Origin of the sequence: Streptomyces sp. NPDC050549 (assembly GCF_040655035.1) — a bacterium.
In the GTDB taxonomy this organism is placed as follows: Bacteria; Actinomycetota; Actinomycetes; order Streptomycetales; family Streptomycetaceae; genus Streptomyces.
On the sequence record NZ_JBFAJD010000012.1, the window covers coordinates 48,371 to 70,279 of the forward strand.

Annotated in this window: 20 protein-coding genes; 13 read left to right on the forward strand and 7 right to left on the reverse strand. The window is 71.3% G+C overall.

The window, feature by feature from the left end; translation table 11 throughout:
- The first annotated feature begins 5 nt into the window (after nucleotides 1–5).
- Nucleotides 6–662, forward strand: a complete 657-nt coding sequence (locus AB0I51_RS19385) for a phosphatase PAP2 family protein (protein ID WP_362976623.1) — start codon at nucleotides 6–8, stop codon at nucleotides 660–662.
- Between the two features lie 21 nt (nucleotides 663–683).
- Nucleotides 684–1,379 carry an HAD-IA family hydrolase gene (locus AB0I51_RS19390; protein ID WP_362976625.1) on the forward strand — a complete coding sequence of 232 codons (696 nt, stop codon included), beginning with the start codon at nucleotides 684–686 and terminating at the stop codon, nucleotides 1,377–1,379.
- A 46-nt stretch (nucleotides 1,380–1,425) separates the two neighbouring features.
- On the opposite strand, the gene AB0I51_RS19395 is transcribed toward AB0I51_RS19390, so the two are convergent.
- On the reverse strand, nucleotides 1,426–1,674 hold the full coding sequence (locus AB0I51_RS19395) for a DUF2630 family protein (RefSeq protein WP_362976627.1): 249 nt from the start codon (nucleotides 1,672–1,674) through the stop codon (nucleotides 1,426–1,428).
- Nucleotides 1,675–1,935: 261 nt separating this feature from the next.
- Between AB0I51_RS19395 and AB0I51_RS19400 the strand changes: the two genes are divergently transcribed.
- Nucleotides 1,936–2,628 carry a helix-turn-helix domain-containing protein gene (locus AB0I51_RS19400; protein ID WP_362976629.1) on the forward strand — a complete coding sequence of 231 codons (693 nt, stop codon included), beginning with the start codon at nucleotides 1,936–1,938 and terminating at the stop codon, nucleotides 2,626–2,628.
- Between the two features lie 22 nt (nucleotides 2,629–2,650).
- Here the strand turns inward: AB0I51_RS19400 and AB0I51_RS19405 are convergent, their stop codons facing one another.
- Nucleotides 2,651–3,127: a DUF6214 family protein gene (locus AB0I51_RS19405; RefSeq protein WP_362976631.1), complete on the reverse strand. Its 477-nt coding sequence runs from the start codon at nucleotides 3,125–3,127 to the stop codon at nucleotides 2,651–2,653.
- A 225-nt stretch (nucleotides 3,128–3,352) separates the two neighbouring features.
- On the opposite strand from AB0I51_RS19405, the gene AB0I51_RS19410 reads away from it, so the two are divergent.
- On the forward strand, nucleotides 3,353–4,699 hold the full coding sequence (locus AB0I51_RS19410; RefSeq protein WP_362976633.1) for an FAD-dependent oxidoreductase: 1,347 nt from the start codon (nucleotides 3,353–3,355) through the stop codon (nucleotides 4,697–4,699).
- Between the two features lie 133 nt (nucleotides 4,700–4,832).
- Complete coding sequence (locus tag AB0I51_RS19415) at nucleotides 4,833–6,182, forward strand: nucleobase:cation symporter-2 family protein (protein WP_362976635.1); 1,350 nt, start codon at nucleotides 4,833–4,835, stop codon at nucleotides 6,180–6,182.
- Between the two features lie 121 nt (nucleotides 6,183–6,303).
- On the opposite strand, the gene AB0I51_RS19420 is transcribed toward AB0I51_RS19415, so the two are convergent.
- Together AB0I51_RS19420 and AB0I51_RS19425 are read right to left on the reverse strand one after the other, a co-directional pair.
- Nucleotides 6,304–7,593 carry an SGNH/GDSL hydrolase family protein gene (locus tag AB0I51_RS19420; protein ID WP_362976637.1) on the reverse strand — a complete coding sequence of 430 codons (1,290 nt, stop codon included), beginning with the start codon at nucleotides 7,591–7,593 and terminating at the stop codon, nucleotides 6,304–6,306.
- Between the two features lie 52 nt (nucleotides 7,594–7,645).
- Complete coding sequence (locus AB0I51_RS19425) at nucleotides 7,646–8,974, reverse strand: PHB depolymerase family esterase (RefSeq protein WP_362976639.1); 1,329 nt, start codon at nucleotides 8,972–8,974, stop codon at nucleotides 7,646–7,648.
- A gap of 249 nt (nucleotides 8,975–9,223) precedes the next feature.
- Here AB0I51_RS19425 and AB0I51_RS19430 point away from each other — a divergent pair, with 249 nt between their 5' ends.
- The gene (locus AB0I51_RS19430) at nucleotides 9,224–10,177 is read left to right on the forward strand and encodes a polysaccharide lyase family 1 protein (RefSeq protein ID WP_362976641.1); all 954 of its coding nucleotides are present in this window, start codon (nucleotides 9,224–9,226) and stop codon (nucleotides 10,175–10,177) included.
- A gap of 32 nt (nucleotides 10,178–10,209) precedes the next feature.
- On the forward strand, nucleotides 10,210–11,004 hold the full coding sequence (locus tag AB0I51_RS19435; RefSeq protein ID WP_362976643.1) for a pectate lyase: 795 nt from the start codon (nucleotides 10,210–10,212) through the stop codon (nucleotides 11,002–11,004).
- Nucleotides 11,005–11,043: 39 nt separating this feature from the next.
- Here AB0I51_RS19435 and AB0I51_RS19440 read toward each other — a convergent pair whose 3' ends face one another.
- Nucleotides 11,044–11,799, reverse strand: a complete 756-nt coding sequence (locus AB0I51_RS19440; RefSeq protein ID WP_362976645.1) for a PaaX family transcriptional regulator C-terminal domain-containing protein — start codon at nucleotides 11,797–11,799, stop codon at nucleotides 11,044–11,046.
- Between the two features lie 74 nt (nucleotides 11,800–11,873).
- Between AB0I51_RS19440 and AB0I51_RS19445 the strand changes: the two genes are divergently transcribed.
- Both AB0I51_RS19445 and AB0I51_RS19450 read left to right on the forward strand, forming a co-directional pair.
- Entirely contained in the window at nucleotides 11,874–13,541 is a 1,668-nt protein-coding gene (locus AB0I51_RS19445; RefSeq protein WP_362976647.1) for an acyl-CoA dehydrogenase family protein, read from the forward strand.
- Between the two features lie 86 nt (nucleotides 13,542–13,627).
- Entirely contained in the window at nucleotides 13,628–15,628 is a 2,001-nt protein-coding gene (locus tag AB0I51_RS19450) for a HEAT repeat domain-containing protein (protein WP_362976649.1), read from the forward strand.
- A 68-nt stretch (nucleotides 15,629–15,696) separates the two neighbouring features.
- Here the strand turns inward: AB0I51_RS19450 and AB0I51_RS19455 are convergent, their stop codons facing one another.
- Complete coding sequence (locus AB0I51_RS19455; protein WP_362976651.1) at nucleotides 15,697–16,281, reverse strand: hypothetical protein; 585 nt, start codon at nucleotides 16,279–16,281, stop codon at nucleotides 15,697–15,699.
- A 281-nt stretch (nucleotides 16,282–16,562) separates the two neighbouring features.
- On the opposite strand from AB0I51_RS19455, the gene AB0I51_RS19460 reads away from it, so the two are divergent.
- From AB0I51_RS19460 to AB0I51_RS19475, 4 genes are all read left to right on the forward strand, one after another.
- Nucleotides 16,563–17,648, forward strand: a complete 1,086-nt coding sequence (locus tag AB0I51_RS19460) for an exo-alpha-sialidase (RefSeq protein WP_362976921.1) — start codon at nucleotides 16,563–16,565, stop codon at nucleotides 17,646–17,648.
- 172 nt (nucleotides 17,649–17,820) lie between these two features.
- Entirely contained in the window at nucleotides 17,821–18,498 is a 678-nt protein-coding gene (locus tag AB0I51_RS19465; protein ID WP_362976653.1) for a uracil-DNA glycosylase, read from the forward strand.
- A gap of 194 nt (nucleotides 18,499–18,692) precedes the next feature.
- Nucleotides 18,693–19,694 carry a BadF/BadG/BcrA/BcrD ATPase family protein gene (locus AB0I51_RS19470; protein ID WP_362976655.1) on the forward strand — a complete coding sequence of 334 codons (1,002 nt, stop codon included), beginning with the start codon at nucleotides 18,693–18,695 and terminating at the stop codon, nucleotides 19,692–19,694.
- A gap of 95 nt (nucleotides 19,695–19,789) precedes the next feature.
- Nucleotides 19,790–20,713 carry a hypothetical protein gene (locus AB0I51_RS19475; RefSeq protein ID WP_362976657.1) on the forward strand — a complete coding sequence of 308 codons (924 nt, stop codon included), beginning with the start codon at nucleotides 19,790–19,792 and terminating at the stop codon, nucleotides 20,711–20,713.
- Between the two features lie 117 nt (nucleotides 20,714–20,830).
- Here the strand turns inward: AB0I51_RS19475 and AB0I51_RS19480 are convergent, their stop codons facing one another.
- Nucleotides 20,831–21,868 (reverse strand): lactonase family protein, encoded by a 1,038-nt coding sequence (locus AB0I51_RS19480; protein WP_362976659.1) that lies wholly within the window; start codon nucleotides 21,866–21,868, stop codon nucleotides 20,831–20,833.
- Nucleotides 21,869–21,909: the final 41 nt, after the last annotated feature.

Consider the following 21,909-nt stretch of genomic DNA (forward strand, 5'->3'; position numbering starts at 1 on the left):
GTTGTATGCACCGTCCGTCCCGCCCCGCTCGCCGGCACACCATCGTCGTCCTGGCCCTGACTCTGGCCCTGTGCTCCGCGCTGCTTCTCACCCTGGTCGCCGTCGAGTGGCGTCCGCTGATCGACCTCGACGGCCGGATCGCCGCAACGACGCACCGTTGGGCGGTCGAGGACCGTGGGACGACGCAGGTGTGCCGCATCCTGACGGACTGGTTCTGGGACCCCCTCACCCTGCGCCTTGTGTGCGCGGCCACCATGGTGTGGCTGGTGTGGCGGCGTTCCGCATGGTGGACGGCACTATGGCTGGCGGCCGCATGTGCGCTCGGCACACTGCTGCAGCAGGCCCTGAAGGCACTGGTCGACCGGCCACGCCCGGTGTGGCCGGACCCTGTCGACTCCGCCCACTACGCGGCTTTCCCCTCGGGCCACGCCATGACCGCCACCGTGGTCTGTGGCCTTCTCCTGTGGCTGCTCCACCACTACGGCGCCGGACGCGCTGTGCGGCGTACGGCCGTGGCTCTGGCCGTGGTCTCCGTGGCGGGTGTGGGACTGACCCGTGTGTGGCTGGGCGTGCACTGGCCGTCGGACGTGTTGGGCGGCTGGGTTCTGGGGGCGTTCGTGGTGGCAGTGGCCGTCGGGCTGTACGAACGGCGGCGGGTGTGAGCGGCTGAGTAAGATCACCGCATGACTGCTGTCCTCTTCGACTTCTCCGGCACCCTCTTCCGCATCGAGTCCACCGAGTCCTGGCTGCGTGCCGTACTGCGGGAGACCGGGATTCCGCTGCCCGAGCCGGAGTTGGCCGAGGCGGCGCGGGCGCTGGAGTCGGCGGGGGCGATGCCGGGTGGGGCGCGGCCGGAGCGGCTGCCGGCAGAGTTCGCCGAGATGTGGGCGGTCCGGGACCAGAGTGCGGAACGGCACCGGGCCGCGTTCACCGGCGTCTCCCGCCAAGTCACGCTCCCCGACCCGGCGTTGCACGACGCACTGTACGACCGGCACATGATGCCGGCCGCCTGGACGCCGTACCCGGACGCGGAGTTCGTGCTGCGGACCCTGCGCGAGCGTGGCATCGCCGTGGGCGTGGTGAGCAACATCGGCTGGGATCTGCGGCCGGTGTTCCGCGAGTACGGCCTCGACATCTACGTGGACACGTACGCGCTGTCGTACGAACACGGCGTTCAGAAGCCGGACCCGCGGCTGTTCGCGGTCGCCTGCGAGGCGCTCGGGGCCGACCCCAAGGACGTGCTGATGGTCGGCGACGAGCGGCACTCGGACAGCGGGGCGGCGGCCCTGGGCTGCAGGGTGCACTTCGTGGACCACCGCCCGGTGACCGAACGGCCGGACGCCCTGCGTCCCGTGCTGGACCTGGTCGGTCAGGGCTGAGCCGAGACCGGCTACGAGAGTCCCGGAGCCGACCCCGCCCGCCGAGTCACCCCTGATACCCCTCCACCTCGGACTCGGGACGCACCCGCGCCTCGTCCGGGTTCTCGCCGAACTCCACCTTGGCCCGGCGCTGCCGCAAAAGGTCCCAGCACTGGTCGAGTTCGCGTTCCAGTCGGCCGAGGCGCTGGTGCTCCGTGGTGCTGTCGATCGTGCCGGAGGCGAGGGCCTCCCGGAGCTTGCGCTCGTCGTCGACCATCTCGTTGATCCGCGCGAAAATCTGCTGGTCCTGGTCCATGCCCGTGCGCCTCCTCGGCTCGTCACCCGTGCCCACTCTAGGGACGGATCTCGTGCCGTGCGACAGATGTGCGAGAAGGCGGCGCCGGACGCCCGAGCAAAGGTCGCCCGAGGTAACCATTGGGGTGAAAAGGAGCCGCCCGCCTGAGACGATCCCCCGCGTCGCCCCAGACGGACGGCAGCATTCGACGGGCCCTCGCTACGGGGACCCGTACGTCCTGAGTATAGTTGGCTGATAGCCAGTCAACGCAGGAGTTACAGCATGTCCCCGCGAAGCGCCTCGGTCAATGAAGAGTTGCGACGGCGTTCCCGGGAGCGGCTCCTGCAGGCGGCGGTCGAACTGGTCAGTGAGCGCGGCTTCGAGGCCACGACCTTGGGCGACATCGCGGACCGGGCCGGTTCGGCGCGCGGACTGGTGTCGTACTACTTCCCCGGAAAACGCCAACTCGTGCAGTCCGCCGTGCACCGGTTGATGCACCGCACGCTGGAGGAGGCTCTGGAGCGCGAGCCGCGCACCACGGACGGGCAGGAGCGGATGGCGCGGGCCATCGACGCGATTCTGGGCCTCGCGCACGACCGGCCCGTGCTGATGCGCCAGCACATGGCGGGGCTGCTCCAGGGCGAGGGCTTCGTGCAGTGCCCGGAGCAGCGGCGGCTGGCCGAACTGCTCGGGGAGACGATCGCGCGGTACAGGTCGGGGAACGCCCCGTCCGACTACCCGATGCTGCGGGCCCTCCTCATGGGCGCGGTCTACGCGGCGCTCGTGCCCGGAGTGCCGATGCCGATCCCGGTGCTGCGTACCGAGTTGTTCCAACGGTACGGACTCGACTGGGAGTTGGGGATCCCGCCCGACACCCGCACACCGCGCGCGACAGCCGACACGGACCTCTCACGGTTCTTCGCGACGGACGACCGGCCGGCCGACGACCACCCCGCCGAGCCCTCCGCCACGTAAGCCGCCCGCCCAACTCGACTTCTCAGCGCCTCGCATGACGAGGCGTCAGGTAACCCGCGTCGCGCGCCTGGGAGATGAGCCGGAGAGAGCGGCGTCGGCTGTGTCCGGTCGCGCACATCACCGCGAGGACGGGATCGACGCCCTCCTCCTGTGCGGCGCGGTACTCCTGGGCGACCAGCCACCGCCCCTCGATGCCGCGCGGCCAGGGCGGCCGGGCCCGGCGCGCTCCAGCAGACTCGACTCCCTCCTCCCCTTCGTACACGGACCCCGGCTCCAGGCCGCACGCCTCGAAGAGCGGCCCCTCGATCCAGTCGGCGAGCACGGTCAAGTCGTCGAGGGACAGGGCCGGTTGGGCCCGTACGTCCTCGACGGAGACGCACCGGTCGGAGACCACGACGAGCGCGTCGACCCGGGCTCCGTCGGTGAAGGCCAGCCGGACGTGGAACCACGAGGTGGCACCGTCGCACTCCTGCACTTCCCACGCGGGCCACACGGACACCGCGCCGTCCTCCGGGCAGCGATCGGAAAGATTAACAAAGGATGCTTCTAGCACATACGCAACGTAACCGCATGATCACATTCCATACGAACGGACACGCGCGCCCCTCGCGTACGGGTCCGCACGGCACCCTGTCAGCGGAGCCCGGGTGGTGGGACCCTGGAGTTGCCAGCGGTCTGGCGAGTCAGCGATCTCCTGTGTGCCTGACGGGTGAGGAGTTCCGCCGTGCTGCATGTCGCCGTCGTCGGTTCCGGGCCGAGTGGGGTCTACACCGCCCAGAGCCTGGTCCAGCGGGAGCCCGGGGTGCTGGTCGACGTCCTGGACCGGCTCCCGTGCCCGTACGGCCTGGTGCGCTACGGCGTGGCACCGGACCACGAGAAGATCAAGTCGTTGCAGAACAATCTGCGTACGGTGCTGGAGCACGAGCGGGTGCGGTTCCTCGGCGGGGTGCAGGTGGGACCCGGCGGGCTGCCGGTCGCGCGGCTGCGGGAGCTCTACGACGCGGTCGTGTACTGCGTGGGCGCGGCCACCGACCGCCACCTGGGGATTCCCGGCGAGGAGCTGCCGGGCAGCTGGTCGGCGACCGAGTTCGTGTCCTGGTACAGCGCCCATCCGGACTCCACCGGCGACGGGTTCGTGCTCGGCGCGCGCTCGGCCGTGGTCATCGGCGTGGGCAATGTCGCGGTGGACGTCACGCGGATGCTGGCGCGCGGCGCGGCCGAACTGAGCCGCACCGACATACCGCAGGCGGCGCTCACCGCACTGGCCGCGAGCGGGGTGACGGACATCCACATGGTGGGCCGGCGCGGTCCCTCGCAGGCCCGCTTCACCTCCAAGGAGCTGCGTGAACTGGGCGGTCTGCCGGACACCGAAGTGACCGTGGATCCGGCCGAGCTGGCGCTCGACCCGGACTGTCTCGATCCCTCCGCCCTGCCCGCCGCACAACGCCGCAACGTGGAGACACTGCGCGGTTGGGCGACCCTGCCCCCCTCGGGCGCCGCACGCCGTATCCACCTCCGCTTCTTCCTCCGTCCCGTCGAACTCCTCGCCGACGCGGGGCGGGTGGGCGCGGTGCGCTTCGAACGGACCGCGCCCGACGGGCACGGCGGGGTGCGCGGCACGGGTCGACCGGAGGACATCGAGGCGCAGTTGGTGCTGCGCTCGGTGGGCTATCGCGGGGTGCCGCTGGACGGGCTGCCGTTCGACGCCGAGCTCGGCGTCGTGCCGCACCGGGCGGGCCGCGTCCTGTGCGAGGGGAGGACCGTACCAGGCGAGTACGTGGCCGGCTGGATCAAGCGGGGTCCGACGGGCGTCATCGGCACAAACCGCCCGGATGCCAAGGAGACGGTGACGTCGCTTCTGGAGGACGCCTCCTCGCTCGTGCAACAGGAGGCACGCGACGACCCGCTCGCCGCGCTGCGCGCCGAGGGGATCGGGCCGGTCGAGTGGGCCGGATGGGAGGCCATCGAGCGGGCCGAGGCCGAGCTGGGAGCCTCGCTCGGACGGGGCGGTGTGGTCAAACTGCCTGGCTGGGACGCCCTTCTGGAGGCGGTGCGTGCGTCGCGCGCATAACGGATGGGCATGACACACGGCGGCAACAACCCAGAAATCAACAAACTGTTCAAGGCGCTTACGGTCTCGTGCTGTCCGCATGTTTCTCCCCCCATCCCCCATCCCCCTCCTCCTCCGCCGCTCAGGAGTGCCCATGGCAACGACCACACCCGTGCATCCCGTCGACGAGGTCCCACCCGTACGGCAGTTGGCCGCCTTCGGGCTGCAGCACGTGCTCGCGATGTACGCGGGCGCGGTGGCGGTTCCGCTGATCGTCGGCGGGGCGATGAAGCTGTCGGCCGCCGATCTGGCATATCTGATCACCGCCGACCTGCTGGTGTGCGGTATCGCGACGCTCATCCAGTGCATCGGCTTCTGGCGGTTCGGGGTGCGGCTGCCGATCATGCAGGGCTGCACGTTCGCAGCCGTGTCGCCGATGGTGCTGATCGGCACGACGGGCGGCGGACTGCCCGCGATCTACGGCTCCGTGATCGTCGCGGGGCTCGCCATCGCGCTCCTGGCGCCGGTGTTCGGCAAGCTGCTGCGCTTCTTCCCGCCGCTCGTGACCGGCACGGTGATCCTGATCATCGGCCTGTCGCTGCTGCCCGCGGCGGGCAACTGGGCGGCGGGCGGCCAGGGTTCGAAGGATTTCGGTGAGCCGAAGAACCTCGCTCTCGCGGCCTTCGTCCTCGTGGTCGTGCTGGGTGTGCAGCGGTTCGCGCCCGCGTTCCTGAGCCGGATCGCGGTGCTGATCGGCATGGCCGTGGGGCTGGTGGCCGCGGTGGTGTTCGGGTTCACGGACTTCAGCGGGGTCGGGGACGCCGACTGGGTCGGCATCAGCACGCCGTTCCACTTCGGTACGCCCGCCTTCCACGCCTCGGCGATCGTGTCGATGCTGGTGGTGGCGCTGGTGACGATGACCGAGACGACCGGTGACCTGATCGCCGTGGGCGAGATGACCGACCGCAGGATCGAGCCTCGCTCCCTCGCGGACGGCCTGCGCGCCGACGGTCTCTCCACCGTCCTCGGCGGCGTCTTCAACACCTTCCCGTACACGGCGTACGCCCAGAACGTCGGCCTCGTCGGCATGACCCGGGTCCGCAGCCGCTGGGTCGTCGCCGTCGCCGGCGGCATCCTCGTCGTCCTCGGTCTGCTGCCCAAGCTGGGCGCGATCGTCGCGGCCATACCGGCGCCGGTGCTCGGCGGCGCGGGCCTGGTCATGTTCGGCACGGTCGCCGCGAGCGGCATCCGCACCCTGACCCAGGTCGGCTTCAAGGACAACCACAACCTCACCGTCGTCGCCGTCTCGGTGGCCGTGGGCATGCTGCCGGTCGGTGTGCCGACGGTGTACGCGCAGTTCCCCGACTGGTTCCAGACGGTGATGAACAGCGGCATCAGCGCGGGCTGCCTGACGGCGATCGCGCTGAACCTGGTCTTCAACCACCTTCCAGTGAAGGGCAGTTCGGCCGCGGCCCCTGCCGCCGCGAAGGAGCCTGTCGTCTAAGCGGACCTGGTGAAGTCGACTGCGGTTCGGCAGCGCCCCAAAGGGGCGCGGGGAACTGCGCGACCAGCCACGACGGCGCTGCGGCCGAAAACCGACCTCTAACGCACATCCAGCGAAGCGCTTAGCGCAGCAGTCCGGTGGGGACCGTCGCGGCCAGCACGCCGTATCCCGTCGGATTGAGGTGCAGCCAGTCGCCCACTTGGAGGGACTCCAACAGGCGGCGCGGGTCGGCCGGATCACGTACGGCACGGTCGAAGTCGAGGACCGCGTCGAAGTGGCCGCCCGTCCGGATCCAGGTGTTGACGGCCCGGCGGGAGAGTTCGCGTTCGCCCGCCGGGTCGTCGTAGCTGTTGCCGCCGAAGGGGAGCAGGGTCGCGCCGTAGACACGGATGCCCTGGGCATGGGCGCGGACCACGATCTGGTCGTAGGCCGCCAACAGGTCCTCGGTCAAACGGCGTTGGGCGGCGGGGGTCGCGTCCGCGGTGCCGAGGTCGTTGACGCCCTCGAAGACGATGAGGCGGGTGACCCCGCTGCGCGAGAGGACGTCCCGGTCCAGGCGGGCGAGGACGTTGGGGCCGAGGCCGTCGTTGAGAACCCGGTTTCCGCCCGCCGCCTGGTTCAGGATCGCCACGGCGGCGGTCGCGAAGTGGGCCCGGAGGCGGTCGTAGAGCTGGTCGGGCCAGCGGTCGTTGGCGTTGGTCGTGGAGCCGCGGCCGTCGGTGAGCGAGTCGCCCAGGATCGCCACGGCCGTGGTGGTGCGCGGGGCCAGCACCTCGATGTCGCTCAGCAGATACCAGTGGTCGACCGGGGTCGCACCGGGCAGGTCCTCGTCCCGTGTGTGGTCTCCGAGCTGGAGGTACGACGTCGTGCGCGAGCCCGGGTGCGAGGTGAGCGCGAGTGAGGGCTGACCCGTCTCCAGATAGGCCGTCACGGTCAGGACGGATGCGGCGGCCAGGTCCAAGTCCACTGGATCCGAGACCAGTTGGGCACCGACCGGGACGGTCGCCGAGCCACGACCGGCGAAGGTGACCGGTCTGCCACTGCCGGGCACGATCGCGCTCGCACCCGCCCTGCCGTCGAGCGGGAGCGCCACCGTCACAGCGGTGAGCGGCAGCGGGGTGTCGCCGTAGGCGTTGGAGAAGCGCAGGCGAAGTGTCCGGCCTCCGGTGGTGACGCGGAGGGTCTGTCGCAGGGTGGTGTCGACCAGGACGGACCTGGGCCCGGTGAAGGGCGCGGGCGGCAGGTTGCCGGGCTCGGTGAGCTGGGGCATCGCCGTCCAGGTGTTCACCCAGTGGGAGCCGGGGCGTGTCGCACTTTCTTCTGCGTGCGCGGAGTTGGGGGCCGCGAGGGCTGGCAGGGCCGACAGCGCCGAGGTCGTGGCGACGATCGCGGTCCGTCTCGTGGGGTGCACGGAATCCACCTTCCTCGGGAAGGAGTTGGGGGCTTGAGGCACGGGGTGCGGGTCAACCGACCGTGCAGGCGGTCCCGTTGAGCGTGTAGGCGGTGGGTGCGGCGCTGTTGCCGGTGTGGTTCGCCTGGTAGCCGATGGTCACGCTCGCGTTCGGGGCGATCGTGCCGTCGTACGACACGTTGGTGGCCGTCACCGCGCCGGAGGCCGGTGTGTAGGTGGCGCCCCAGCCGTTGGTGACGGTCTGACCGGTGGGCAGGGTGAAGCCGAGTTGCCAGCCGTCGAGCGTGCTCGTGCCCGTGTTGGTGATCGTCACGGAGGCGGTGAGGCCGGTGTTCCAGGCGCTGGTCGTGACCGTCACCTTGCAGGGGCCGGTCGGGGGCGGGGGCGTGGTGCCGGCGCCGGAGAGGCCGAAGAAGGTGAGGACGCGGGCGCCCATTCCGTAGGTGTAGAGGTTGTGGGTGACGCCCTGGAGGCTGATCGCCTCGACGGGGGGCCGGTCACCGATGGCGCCGTAGCGGGTGCGGGTCCAGCCGGTGGCCGGGGAGTCGGTCGCGGCCGGGGTCTGGCCGGCACCCAGCACGTTCGTCCACTGTTTGATCTCCTCGCCGAAGTTGGGGTAGCGCAGCGTCTCGTCGGCGGTGCCGTGCCAGAGCTGCATCCGGGGGCGGGGGCCGGTGTAGCCGGGGTCGGCGCCGCGTACCAGGTCCCCCCATTCCTGCGGGGTGCGGGTGACGGTGCCGTTGGCGCAGGCGGTGTTCCATTCGGAGCCGTCGGTGGTGGCGAAGCAGCCGAACGGCACGCCGGCGAAGGCGGCGCCGGCCGCGAACACGTCGGGGTAGTCGCCGAGCAGGACGTTCGTCATCATCGCGCCGGAGGAGATGCCCAGGGCGAAGACGCGGCCCGGGTCGGCGGAGTAGGCGCTCTTCACCCAGTCGACCATGGACTTGATGCCGACCGGGTCGCTGCCGCCGTCGCGGTGCAGGGCCTGGGGCGAGGAGACGTCGAAGCACTTGCTGGCCCGGGTGACCGACGGGTAGACGACGATGAAGCCCAACTGGTCGGCCAGCGAGGCGTATTCGGTGCCGGAGTACATCGCCGGGCCCGATCCCCCGCAGTAGTGCACCGCCACCACGACCGCCGGGTGGGCGGTGACGGCTGCCGGGACGTACACGTACATCTGGAGGTTGCTGGGGTTGGTGCCGAAGCCGGTGACCTCGGTGAGGGTCGCGGTGGGGACGGCCTCGGTGCGGGCGGCGGCCGGGGGCGCCAGGAGGGTCAGGGCCGCGAGCAACGGCACCAGCGCTCCGAAGAGGGCGACGAGTACCGAACGCGGCTTCTTCCGGACGGACTTGAGGGTGTTGTCGGCGGCTGTGGGGCGCACGTCATCGTCCCTTCCTGATCGCGGCTCGTACGGCTCGTGCGGCGTCGTTCGGGTGGGGAACCATCGGCATCGTGGCATGGACATGAGTCCCATGGAAGCGCTCCCACGCTCCGAATAGTTTCGCGCGGAGCGTTGACTAGAAAGCGCTTGCACCCTACGTTCCGTTCAGAAGTGTGACCGCGCGGTCCTTCATGGCATACATCGTTCACGTATCCGATCACCCATGCCCTCTCGAAGGGACGCACCCGCATGCGTACTCGAAGATCAGCTCTGACGGCGGTCGCTCTCGCCGCCGCCGTCGCCACGCTCGGGCTCCCCCAGTCCGCCTCCGCGGCCGACGCCTCTTTGGTGGGATTCGGCGCCGGGACGACCGGCGGCGGCAGCGCATCGGCGGTCACGGTGTCGACGCTGGATGCCTTCAAGTCGGCGGTCACCGGCAGCACTTCGAAGGTGGTGAAGGTCAACGGCCTGATCCCGCTGAGCGGTCAGGTCGACATCGGGTCCAACACGACGGTCCTGGGCGTCGGTTCGGCGTCCGGATTCACCGGCGGCGGGCTCCGCCTGAAGAAGGTCACGAACGTCGTCGTCCGCAACCTGAACATCAGCAAGCCGGTCGCGCCCGCCGACGGCATCACCGTGCAGGCGTCGACGAAGGTGTGGATCGACCACAACGCCTTCTCGTCCGACCTCGACCACGGCAAGGACTACTACGACGGCCTGGTCGACATCAGCCACGCGTCCGACTACGTCACCGTCTCCTGGAACACCTTCAAGAACCACTACAAGGGCTCGCTCGTCGGCCACAGCGACAACAACGCGAGCGAGGACACCGGGCATCTGCGGGTGACGTACCACCACAACTGGTTCGACCAGGTCAACTCCCGTATCCCCAGCCTGCGTTTCGGCACCGGGCACTTCTACGACAACTACGTCGTCGGCGCCGAGACCGCCGTGCACTCACGCATGGGTGCCCAGATGCTCGTCCAGAACAACGTCTTCCGCGACACGGAGGTCGCCGTCACGACGAACCGGGACAGCGACGCGGACGGCTTCGCCAACCTCAGCGGCAACGACCTCGGCGGAGCCGCCACCGAGATCTCGCAGGTCGGCACGTTCACCAGCCCGCCCTACAGCTACACCGCCGAGCCCGCCTCCACCGTCGTCGCCTCGGTGACCGCGGGCGCGGGCACCGGAAAGCTCTGACCACTCCCCCACCTCGGAGAAGGAATCGGGACATGACTTCTTCCCTACGGCCACGCGTACTCACCGGCGCGGCGACGGCCTTCGGACTTTCTCTTGGCATGATCATGGCATCCGGCGCCCTCTCGCCGGCCAGTGCCGCCACCTGGCCCACCGCGAGCGGCAGCCAGGCCGTCACCTCGACCATCCCGGTCTCGGGCACCAAGGACTACGGGATGCTGCGCCTGTACGGCAGCGGCGACCTGGGCACGGGCAGCCAGGACGAGGACCAGGGACCCATCCTGGAATTGGCCCCCGGTGCCGTCGTCAAGAACGTCATCATCGGCTCCCCCGCCGCCGACGGCATCCACTGCCTGGGCAGTTGCACGCTGCAGAACGTCTGGTGGGAGGACGTCGGCGAGGACGCGGCGACCTTCCTCGGCTCCTCGTCGTCCAACGTCTACACCGTCAACGGCGGCGGAGCGAAGGAGGCCAGCGACAAGGTCTTCCAGTTCAACGGCGCCGGCACGCTGAACGTCTCCAACTTCGCGGCGCAGACCTTCGGTACGTTCGTCCGCTCGTGCGGCAACTGCAAGACGCAGTACAAGCGCACGATCAACCTCAACACCATCGAGGCGACCTACAAGGGCAGCCGGATCGTCGGCATCAACACCAACTACGGTGACAGCGCGACCCTGAAGGCCATCACGATCGTCGGGGACACCAGCAAGAAGATGATCCCCTGCCAGAAGTACATCGGGAACAACACGGGCGCGGAGCCGACGACCAACGGCACGGGCGCGGACGGCACTTACTGCAAGTACGCGGCCTCGGACATCACCTACAAGTGAGCACACCGCGGTGAGGGCGGCCGTGCCGGGTTCCCCGGTTCATCCCGGGTTTCCCAGCACGGCCGCGATCAACTCCCGTCGGCGACCGGTGTATTCGGCGCGCAGGGCGGGGCCCGGCCAGTCGGCGGGCAGGAGTTCGGGGGGCAGGACCGGGTCGGCGAGCAAGTGGCGTACGACGGCTGCGAGTACGGTGAAGCGGTCGGCCGGACGGTCGGCGGTGGCCTCGATCCGAGCGAGCAGCGCCCCGGCCGTTTTCGCCCACGCCTCAAGTGACCAAAGGTTCCCTGCCAGTTGGCGGGCGGACTCCTCCGGGCGGGTGATGAAGTGCCGGGCGACCGCACCGAGTTCGTCCGGTCGGGGTCGTAGCAGATTGGCCGGGCGGAGCCAGACTCCCTCCCGGAGTTCCGCGAGCCGCAGTGCGGTCAACCTGCCGCGCAGCTCGGCGCGTTCGGCGGGGCCGCGGCCGGTCGCGGTGACGACGGTCATCTCCCAGTCGCCGTCCCAGGGGCGGGTCTCGGGGTGTACGGCGGCGTCCTGGCGGCGCTGGCGTTCCAGCAGCCGGTCGCTGAGCCGGTAGACGGCGTCCGTACTCCGCAGATCTCCGGCCGCGGCCATCCGGCTGAGCGCGGCCCGCAGGGTGGAGCCGGCCACGCCGAGCGGCTCTACGGCCCGCAGCAGATCCCGTACGGGCAGCTCGGGCGGATGCGTGCCCAGCAGCAGACTGAGCACGACGGAACGCGCGGACAACGGGCGCAGATCCACCTCACCAGGCCCTTCCCACTCGTCCATCCGCATGGCCTCGCACTCTACGCACCGATCCCGGTGTTACATCATTGCTGCGACCGCAGAGATAGTGCAACACTTCCCGCATGGCCCAGACACTCGCGCACACACCGCCGCAGCCCCGGAACGCCACGCACGACGTCACCAACCAGCCCCCGCCCCTGACCCCGTACGACGCCTCCGAGGACACGGCCCTGCTCGAGGGGCTGCGCCGGGAGGGCGCCGGCTGGGCCGAGGAGGACGTACGGCGGCTCGGCCGGGCGGCGGGCAGTGCGGAGGCGCAGGAGTGGGGTGAGCAGGCGAACCGGCACGAACCGGAGCTGCGCACGCACGACCGGTACGGCAGCCGGATCGACGAGGTCGAGTTTCACCCGAGCTGGCACCGGCTGATGGGCGTCGCCGTCGCCGAGGGACTGGCCGGTGCGCCCTGGGCGGACGAGCGCCCGGGTGCCCATGTGGCCCGTACGGCAGGCGGGTTGGTGTGGGGACACACCGAGGCCGGGCACGGATGTCCGACGTCGATGACGTACGCCGCCGTTCCCGCGCTGCGCGCCCAGCCCGAACTGGCCGCGGTCTACGAACCGTTGCTCACCAGCCGCGTGTACGAACCGGGCCTGCGCGTCCCGACCGGGAAGCGCGGACTGCTGGCCGGGATGGGGATGACGGAGAAACAGGGCGGCTCGGACGTCCGCACGAACACCACGGCGGCCACCCCCACCGCCGAACCCGGGGTGTACACGCTGCGCGGGCACAAGTGGTTCACGTCGGCGCCGATGTGCGACGTGTTCCTCGTGCTGGCTCAGGCTCCGGGCGGGCTGTCGTGCTTCCTGGTGCCCCGCGTTCTGCCCGACGGCAGCCGCAACGTGTTCCGCATCCAGCGGCTGAAGGACAAGCTGGGCAACCGGTCCAACGCGTCCTCGGAGCCCGAGTTCGACGGGACCGTGGCGTGGCTGGTCGGACCCGAGGGGCGCGGCGTCAAGACCATCATCGAGATGGTCAACTGCACCCGTCTGGACTGCGTGATGATGTCGGCGACGCTGATGCGCAAGACGCTCGTCGAGGCGGGCCACCATGTGCGCCACCGCGGCGCGTTCGGCGCGCGCCTGCTCGAACAGCCGCTGATGCGCAACGTGTTGGCCGATCTGGCGCTGGAGTCCGAGGCCGCGACCACCCTCACCCTGCGGCTGGCGGGCGCCGCCGACCGTGCGGTGCGCGGGGACGACGCCGAGTCCGCGTTCCGCCGGATCGCCACCGCCGTGGGCAAGTACTGGGTCACCAAGCGCGGCCCGGCCTTCACGGCGGAGACTCTGGAGTGCCTCGGCGGCAACGGCTACGTCGAGGACTCGGGCATGCCCCGCCATTACCGCGAGGCGCCTCTCCTCTCCATCTGGGAGGGCTCGGGGAACGTCAACGCCCTTGACGTACTGAGGGCGTTGAGCCGGGACCCCGGCCCGGCGGAGGCCCTGTTCGCCGAACTCGCCCTGGCGCAGGGCGCGGACGCCCGACTGGACGCGGCGGTGAGCCGGTTGAAGAGCACGTTGAGTGAGGCGACGGAGACGGGCGCGCGGCGCCTCGTCGAACAGATGGCGCTCACCCTCCAGGCGTCTCTCCTGATACGACACGCCCCGCCGGCCGTCGCCGACGCCTTCTGCGCGACCCGGCTGGGCGGCGACTGGGGGCACGCCTTCGGCACACTCCCCGACTCCGCCGACCTCGGCGCGATCCTCTCCCGCGCCCTGCCCGACGGGGACTGACCCTCGGTCACCTCCCGATTCCGCTTCGTTGTCAGTGGCGTGGTGCAGACTCGCGATCAGTTGGCACTTCGTCTGGGGAGGGCAACGTGTTCACGGGGATCGACGAGGTCGACTGGGCCTCGCTGCGCCATGCGTACGGCAGTGCGGAGGACGTGCCCGGACTGCTCAGGGGACTGGCCTCCGCGGACCCCGTCGAGCGGGCGAGCGCCCTCGACGGGATGTACGGCGCGGCGCACCACGAGGGGAGGGTGTACGACTCGACACTCGCCTGCGTTCCGTTTCTGCTCGCGCTGGCCACTGAGGAGGGGGTCGCGGAGCGGGGCGAGCTGGTGGAGCTTCTGGTCAGCGTCGGGCGGGGGCGCGGGTCGGCGGAGGCCGCCTTACGGACGGGGGTCGAGGACTTCGTCGTGCTCGCCGGCGACCGGGACCCCGGTGTGCGCCGGGCCGCGGCCGAGGGGCTGGTCCGGTTCCTCGATCAACCCGCGCGCGTGCTGGACCTGTTGCGGCAGCGGATCACGGTCGAGCGCGACGACCGGGTTCTGCTCGCCCTCGTCGAGAGCCTCGGCCTGTTCGTACGACGCTGTCCGGCCCACGCCACCGAGGCGCTGGACACCCTGCTGGCACTCGGCACTCCACCGTACGACCCCGGGCTACGGCTCGCCGCGCTCGGTCAACTCGCGGGCTGCGCACCGGATCTGCTCCCCGCCGACCTGGTCCCGACGGTCGTCGGCCTGCTCGGGGAGCGGTCCGAGCGGCGTCGGTCGGACTACCGCGCGCGGGACAACATCGACTGCCCGGACACGATCGCCGGGCGGTTACGGCGGCTGCGCCCCTCGGACGAGGAGGGCGCCCAACTGGTGCGCACGCTGCACACCGCGCTCGGCGGGCGGGTGGCCGATCGGATCGCCCTGCTGGAAGGGCAGTTGACTGCACCGGACCCCACCGACCGGTGCAACGGGGTGTGGATGTCGGCCGGACTGTTTCGCGAGTGGCGGGCCGACCATTCGGCACTCGTCGCGCTGGTCGGTGAGCAACTGGACACGGAGGCCGACCGGTTGCGCGATGCCGGGTCGTCGGTCCTGGGGGAACTCTTCCACCTGGCCGCGCCGGCCGCCGATCACCTGCACGCGCTGGTGATCGCGCACCCCGACCTGTGGACGCAGAGCTGGGAGCGTGGGGCGCCGGTCCTGGGCGGCGCGCTCAAGGCCCTTGCCCGCAGCGGCGATCCACGGGCGGCGCCGGTGCTGGCCGAGGTGCTCGCGCGGCCCGTCGTACCCGACGGCCTGGGACGGGTGATCGTCCACCTGGGCCGTTCCGCCGCACCGCTCGCCCCGGCGTTGCGGCACCGGCTCGGCCGTGTGCCCCTCGGCTCCCCGGAGACGTCCGACCGCGCCGTACCGCTGCTGTCCGCGCTGCGCGCGCTCGGCGACCGGGAGGCCGTGCCGGAGGTGCTGCGGCTGTTGCGCGGGATGCCGGACGGGGTGCGGTCCAGGCAGCGGGTCGTGGAGTCGGCGGTCCGGGCACTCGACGTGTTCGGGGTCGCGGCGGAGGGTGTCGTACCGGTGCTGCGGGAGCTGTTGGAGTCCGAGTGTGCGGGTGCCGCGGCGGGTGCGTTGTGGTCGGTCGAGGGGGATGCGTCGGCCGTACTGCCTTCCCTGTTGCGGGAGTTGGCGAGTTCGGACGGGCAGCGGCGCCGGGTGGCGGCGGATGTGCTGGCGCGGGTGGGAGTGTCCGCGCGGGTCGCGTCGGACGGGCTCGCGCGGATGATGGAGGCGGAGTGCGTGGAGGAGCGGGTCGCGGGTGCGCGGGCGCTGTGGCGGGTGACCGGGGATGCGGAGAGGGTGCTTCCGGTGCTGCGGTCGGCTTGGAGCGGGCATCCGCGGGTGCGGGGCGCTGTCGCCGCGTGCCTGGTCGGCATGGGGGCCGCCGGGGCATCCCTGCATGACCTGGTGGAGGCGGAACTCGCCGCTCCGCGACGGCATTTGGCGCGGGCCGGCGGGCACGGGAGTCAGGACGTCCCGGAGGACGAGCGGTTGTTGGGGATGTGCCGTGAGGTGATGGCGGGTGGGGAGGGGGGCCGGGCATGACGAGGGCCCCTGCGTCGAATTTCGTGCCAGGGGCGCTCATGCCGTGCCGGGCGGGCGGCCCGTCCTGCTCAGCCCGTCTTACGGCTCCACAGCGGGCCGAAGCGTGCCCACTCCTCGTCCCACTGGTCCATGCGCCGGCGTTCCAGCCGGATCCGGAGGGCACGCGCGCCGATGAAGGGGACGGCCGCCGCGCCCATTCCCAGCAGGGTGCCGATCAGCGCGGCCCGCAACTGCGCCTGGGACGCGGTGGCGGGCTTGGTGACCAGATGGCCCTGCGGGTCGGTCCAGATGGTCACCGGAGTGCCGATGCCACTACCGGAGGGAACGCGGATCTGGCCGGTGTGCGAGGAGCCGTCCACAGCCGTCCAGCGGACCTTCGCCCACACGAGCTCGGTGTTCGTTCTGCCGGAGTTGGCCGGGGAGGGGCCGGGCGCGTCCTGGGTCACCAGCGCCACCACCGGTTTCCATTCGACACGTTCCTGGGCCAGTTCGTGTTCGACGGACCGGGTCGCCGTCAGACCGGCCAGCACGCCTGCCAGGACGGTGATCAGCCAAGCACCGAGCACGATCCACGACTCCACCGCATCGGCACGGCGCTTGAGCGGATTGCGCCGCCACCGCCACAGCCACACCTTCGGACCTCGGAACGCCATCGAAGGCATCCTCCTCATGAACGCACTGACATGCCGAACCGCCCTCCCATACGGGAGACGCCTCCTCGATGCTCACGACGAATACCCCGGACTCGACGGTCCCATGGCTGACGAGGTGTTCGCGGGCTTTTCGCGAGAGGCGTCCCCGGGAGCTGCCCTTCGGACCCGGATCGGTGCTCTGACCTGCGGTGACGTCCGTTCCAGGGGTGACTGTCAGTGGTGGGGTGCAGACTGACGGGTGAGAGGGCGAAATGGCCAAAATCGCGGTGGAGGTGATCGTCATGACCGAGGTGCTGCTCGCGGTGGGCACGCGAAAAGGCCTGTTCATCGGGCGCAGGCGGGGTGGAGTCTGGGAGTTCGACGAGAGTCCGTACTTCAACGCGCAGGCGCTGTATTCGGTCGCCGTGGATACACGGGGCCACACACCGAGACTGCTGGCCGGTGGTGACAGCGCCCACTGGGGTCCGTCCGTGTTCCACTCCGACGACCTCGGGCGTACATGGGTCGAGCCGGAGCGGCCGGCCGTCAAGTTCCCCAAGGACACGGGGGCTTCACTGGAGCGGGTGTGGCAGCTGCACCCGGCCGCGGCAGAACCCGAGGTGGTGTACGCGGGTACGGAACCGGCCGCGTTGTACCGCTCCGAGGACCGCGGCGAGAGCTTCGACCTCGTCCGGCCCCTCTGGGACCACCCCACCCGCTCGCGCTGGGTGCCGGGCGGCGGCGGAGAGGGGCTGCACACCGTCCTCACCGACAAGCGCGACCCGAAGGCCGTGACGGTCGCCGTCTCCACGGCCGGGGTGTTCCGCACACGGGACGGGGGCGCGAGCTGGGAGCCGTCCAACTCCGGTGTCTCCGCGGTGTTCCTGCCGGATCCGAACCCGGAGTTCGGCCAGTGCGTGCACAAGATCGCGCAGGACGCGGCGACCCCGGACCGGCTGTATCTGCAGAACCACTGGGGGGTGTACCGCAGCGACGACGCGGGCGCGCACTGGACGGACATCGGCGAGGGGCTGCCGTCCACGTTCGGCTTCGCGGCGGTGGCCCATCCCCATCGCGGCGACACCGCCTATGTGTTCCCGATCAACGCGGACGCGGACCGGGTGCCCGCCGGGCACCGGTGCCGGGTCTTCCGTACGGCCGACGCGGGCAGAAGCTGGGAGGCGTTGTCGGCGGGGCTGCCGGCCGAGGACCACTACGGCACGGTGCTGCGCGACGCGATGTGCACGGACGGCGCGGACCCGGCGGGCGTGTACTTCGGAAATCGCAACGGCGAGGTGTACGCGTCGGACGACGACGGGGACAGCTGGCGGCAGTTGGCGTCCCATCTCCCCGATGTGCTGTGCGTGCGCGCCGCGGTGATCGCATGAGGACGGGAACTCCCCCGCACGCGTCGGTGTCGGTCCCGGGTGCCGGAACCGCCGTGCGGGCAACTGCCTTATGGGGAGGCTCCGTTCACGCGGGCCCACAGTCCGGTCGTTCTCGGTCGGGCTCGGAGCACCGGTTGATCGTCGAGCCGTGTGCGGCAGTAGGGTGACGCCCGTGGCACCACGACCGTTGCATGAGATTGTCGAACCGGGCTGGGCGAAAGCTCTGGAACCCGTGGCCGGACGCGTCGCCGAAATGGGGGACTTCCTGCGCGCGGAGATCGCCGCCGGGCGCACGTACCTGCCGGCCGGGCCGAATGTCCTGCGGGCCTTCCAGCAGCCCTTCGACGACGTTCGCGTCCTGATCGTCGGACAGGATCCGTATCCGACCCCGGGGCACGCCGTGGGGCTGTCCTTCTCGGTGGCCCCCGACGTACGTCCGCTGCCACCGAGCCTGCTCAACATCTACCGCGAGCTCAACACGGACCTGGGGCTGCCCCAGCCGTCCAACGGTGATCTGACGCCGTGGAGTCAGCAGGGGGTGCTGCTGCTCAACAGGGCGCTGACCACCGCCCCGCGCAGTCCCGCCGCGCATCGCGGCAAGGGCTGGGAGGAGGTCACCGAGCAGGCGATACGGGCTCTGGCCGCGCGCGGCAAGCCGCTGGTGTCCATCCTGTGGGGCCGCGACGCCCGCAACCTGCGCCCCCTCCTCGGCGACCTGCCCTCGGTGGAGTCCTCCCACCCGTCCCCGATGTCGGCCGACCGCGGCTTCTTCGGCTCCCGCCCCTTCAGCCGCGCCAACGACCTGCTGGTCCGCCAGGGAGGACAACCGGTGGACTGGCGCCTGCCGTGACGGGTCCGGGGGACGACGGTCCCAACGGGGCGGCGGAAACGCCGGGAGCGCCGGACGGACCGAGTTCCCTCGGCGGTCCCGCCGAGGCCAGAGGCGGTGCCGAGCGGACTTCGGGTGGACCGGTGTCCTTCGGAGAACCGGGCGCTGCGGCCGGGAGTTCGTCGGGTGGGCTCCACGAGGGGGATCCCTCTGCCGTGCCTCCCGCGCAGGACGCCCGGGTCCGGTTTCTCGCCGTGGACTCCGGAGGTTCCGGACTGCGGGTCGTGGTGGGGGAAGTCGGGTGTCCCGTGTCCGTGCCGCTCGCGTCAGGGGAGCCCGTGCGGACCGGTGTGCGGGGGATCGACGCCGGGCATTTCATGGAGCAGTTGGTGCCCATGGTGCAGGAGTTGGCCGGTGATGCCGGGCGCTCCGAGTGGGGTACGGCGGTGATCGGGGCCACCGGGCTCGCCACCCTCGGGGACGGGTTGCGGGACGAGTTGCCGGGGGCGCTGGCGCGGGAGTTCGGGGTGCGGACCGTCGCGCTCGTCGCCGATGCCGTCACCGCCTATGTCGGTGCCCTCGGGATACGGCCCGGTGCCGTGGTCGCGGCCGGTACGGGACTCATCGCGATCGGCACCGACCTCACCGGCTGGCGGCGGGCCGACGGCTGGGGACATCTGCTGGGCGACTGCGGCGGCGGGGCGTGGATCGGCCGGGCCGGGCTGGAGGCTGCGCTGCGGGCGTACGACGGGCGGGACGGCGGGTCGGGGCCTCTGCTGGCCTGCGCGGAGGAGCGGTTCGGGCCGATGTCCGGCCTGCCCGGCAAGCTGTATCCACGGCCGGACCGTCCCGCCGTACTGGCCTCCTTCGCGCCCCGTGTCGCCGAGTGCGCCCCGGACGACCCGGTGGCGGCGGGAATTCTGCGTGCCGCGGCCCGGCACATGGCCGAGTCGGCCTCCGCGGTCTGTCCGCCGGCCGGCGAGCCCCAGGTCGCCCTCACCGGTGGCCTGTTCAGGATGGGCGACCCCCTCCTCGTACCCGTGCGCGAGGAGTTGGCGAAACGGCTGCCGCACGCGCGACCGGTCGCGGCGGTGGGCGATCCGCTGGACGGTGCCGTGCGGATCGCGCGCGACCTCGCGGCGGGCGCGCTCACCCTGCCGGCCGACGGCGTGATGGTGCACGTGGTGAGCACGGCGGGCCGAGGTGATCACTTCTGATCCGTACGTAACTCATCAGACAAAACAGGACGGATACCGCTCACCTGCACCCTCCCCGAACAGGGGAGCCCAAGAAGCCAGTAACATGCCTCGCCATGAGCTCCCCCACTGGGCCCGCGTCCGGCCTGCCAGTACGAATGCCGCGACCTCGCCAGCCCGGGCGGCACCGCCGACCCGAGCCGCTGGCGGCTCCCGAGGGCGCGCCCGCGCTGGTGCTCGCCGTGCCGGGCACGCCCAGCGCCGCCACGCGCAGTCTCGCCGAGGAGGTCGTGAGCATCGCGCGCTCCGAGCTGCCCGGTCTGGACGGGCGCATCGGTTACCTCGACGGGGACGATGCCGAGTTCCCCACGTTGACGTCCGTGCTCGCGCACGCCGCCGAGGAGCGCACCGCCCGCTTCGAGCAGGCCAAGGCCGCCGGTGCCGATGTCAAGGAGCCCGACGGTCCCGTGGCCGTCGTCGTGCCGCTGCTCGCCGGTCCGGACAGCGCGCTGCTGCGTCAGGTCCGCCAGGCCGTCATGGACAGCCGGGTCGCGGCCGACCTGACCGATTCGCTCGGCCCGCACCCGCTGCTCGCAGAGGCGCTGCACGTACGGCTCTCCGAGGCCGGGCTGGCCCGCGCCGACCGGGCCCGGCTGTTCACCGTGGCGACCGCCGCGGACGGCATCATCCTCGCGTCCGTGGGCGGCGAGGAGGCCGTGCAGGCGGCCGGTATCACCGGCATGCTGCTCGCCGCGCGGCTCGCCGTGCCGGTGATGGCGGCGGCGCTGGACCAGGAGGGTTCGATCGCGGCCATCGCGGAACAGCTGCGCGGATCCGGCTCGCAGCAACTGGCGCTGGCGCCCTACCTGATCGGCCCCGAGATCGACCCGGGTCTGCTCCAGGCCGCGGCTGCCGAGGCCGGCTGTTCGGCCGCCGAGGCGCTCGGTCCGTACCCGGCGATCGGCAAGCTCGCGCTCTCCAAGTACACGACGGCGCTGGGTATCGCCCCGCCCCAGCCGCAGGGTGCACCGGTCCGCTGACCCGATCAGGTCCGAGTTCGCTCGCCCTGACCTGGCACGTGTAACGCCGTAGCGCCGAAAGGGCCCCTCCTCACGCGGGAGTGGGCCCTTCGGCATGCCGTGGTCACAGCGGTGGAGTCAGTCGAACACCACACAGGACGCGGCGGTCACGTCGATCGAGCCGCCGCGACGCGGGACGCCGGTGGCGGGGTCGACGGCGAACCAGGACACGTCTCCGGACCGCTCATTGGCCACGTACAAGCAGCCGCCGGACTCGGCGAGGGCGCGCGGCCAATGTCCCCCGCAGGGCACCGTCCCGACCAGGCGCAGCCCGTCCCCCTCGACGGCGAGCACGGACAGTACGTCCTCGCCGCGGGTCGCCGTCCAGACGAAGCGGCCGTCCGTTGAGGCCACGATGCCGGAGGGGTAGGCGGCGTCACCTGCCGGGGCGCCCGGCAGTACCGGGATCTCGGCCAGCGGTTTCAGTGCGCCGCGCTCGGCGTCCCAGTGGCAGACGGTGACGGTCGGGGTGAGTTCGTTGAGGACGTAGGCGCGGTCGCCGTCGGGGTGGAAGGCGAGGTGGCGGGGGCCCGAGCCGGGTCTGAGGGCGATCTCGCGGTGCAGTGCGGGGCGTCCGTCGTCCAACGTGCACACCAGCACGGAGTCGGTGCCGAGGTCGATGCCGACGGCCCACCGGCCGCTGGGGTCGGGCTGGATCTGGTGGGCGTGCGGACCCTGCTGGCGAAGTTCGTGCGGGCCCGAGCCGGTGTGCCGGAGCTGTCCGGAGGGGCGGTCCGCCAGGGTGCCGTCGGGGCGGACCGGCACGGCGGTGACACTGCCGGAGCCGTAGTCGGCGGTCAGGATGTGCCCCGCGTACAGGCTCAGGTGGGTCGGTCCCGCGCTGCCGAGCCGCACGGGCGGGCCGAGCGGCTCGGGTTTGCCGCCGTTGACGCGGTACGAGGCCACCGCGCCCTCGGCCGTCTCGCTGACCGCGTAGAGGGTGTCCCCGTCGGACGCCAGGGCCAGATACGAGGGGTCGGGGACGCCGTCGGCACTGCTCAGGACGGTCAGCGCACCGCTGTGCGCGTCCACGGCCGCCACGACGACACCAGGACCGCCCGCCGCCGTGAACGACCCGATGAAGGCCCGCCGTTGCCGCCTGCCGCCGTCTGTCACCGCAGTCCCCTCTCGGTTCAGTGCTGTCCGGGGTGACGGTA

What these genes read in the sequence shown, in the direction of transcription:
- AB0I51_RS19385 (WP_362976623.1), top strand. Translation starts at nt 6, where the DNA reads ATGCACCGTCCGTCCCGCCCCGCTCGCCGGCACACCATCGTCGTCCTG.
- AB0I51_RS19390 (WP_362976625.1), top strand. Translation starts at nt 684, where the DNA reads ATGACTGCTGTCCTCTTCGACTTCTCCGGCACCCTCTTCCGCATCGAG.
- AB0I51_RS19395 (WP_362976627.1), bottom strand. Translation starts at nt 1,674, where the DNA reads ATGGACCAGGACCAGCAGATTTTCGCGCGGATCAACGAGATGGTCGAC.
- AB0I51_RS19400 (WP_362976629.1), top strand. Translation starts at nt 1,936, where the DNA reads ATGTCCCCGCGAAGCGCCTCGGTCAATGAAGAGTTGCGACGGCGTTCC.
- AB0I51_RS19415 (WP_362976635.1), top strand. Translation starts at nt 4,833, where the DNA reads ATGGCAACGACCACACCCGTGCATCCCGTCGACGAGGTCCCACCCGTA.
- AB0I51_RS19430 (WP_362976641.1), top strand. Translation starts at nt 9,224, where the DNA reads ATGCGTACTCGAAGATCAGCTCTGACGGCGGTCGCTCTCGCCGCCGCC.
- AB0I51_RS19435 (WP_362976643.1), top strand. Translation starts at nt 10,210, where the DNA reads ATGACTTCTTCCCTACGGCCACGCGTACTCACCGGCGCGGCGACGGCC.
- AB0I51_RS19440 (WP_362976645.1), bottom strand. Translation starts at nt 11,799, where the DNA reads ATGCGGATGGACGAGTGGGAAGGGCCTGGTGAGGTGGATCTGCGCCCG.
- AB0I51_RS19445 (WP_362976647.1), top strand. Translation starts at nt 11,874, where the DNA reads ATGGCCCAGACACTCGCGCACACACCGCCGCAGCCCCGGAACGCCACG.
- AB0I51_RS19455 (WP_362976651.1), bottom strand. Translation starts at nt 16,281, where the DNA reads ATGGCGTTCCGAGGTCCGAAGGTGTGGCTGTGGCGGTGGCGGCGCAAT.
- AB0I51_RS19460 (WP_362976921.1), top strand. Translation starts at nt 16,563, where the DNA reads ATGACCGAGGTGCTGCTCGCGGTGGGCACGCGAAAAGGCCTGTTCATC.
- AB0I51_RS19475 (WP_362976657.1), top strand. Translation starts at nt 19,790, where the DNA reads ATGAGCTCCCCCACTGGGCCCGCGTCCGGCCTGCCAGTACGAATGCCG.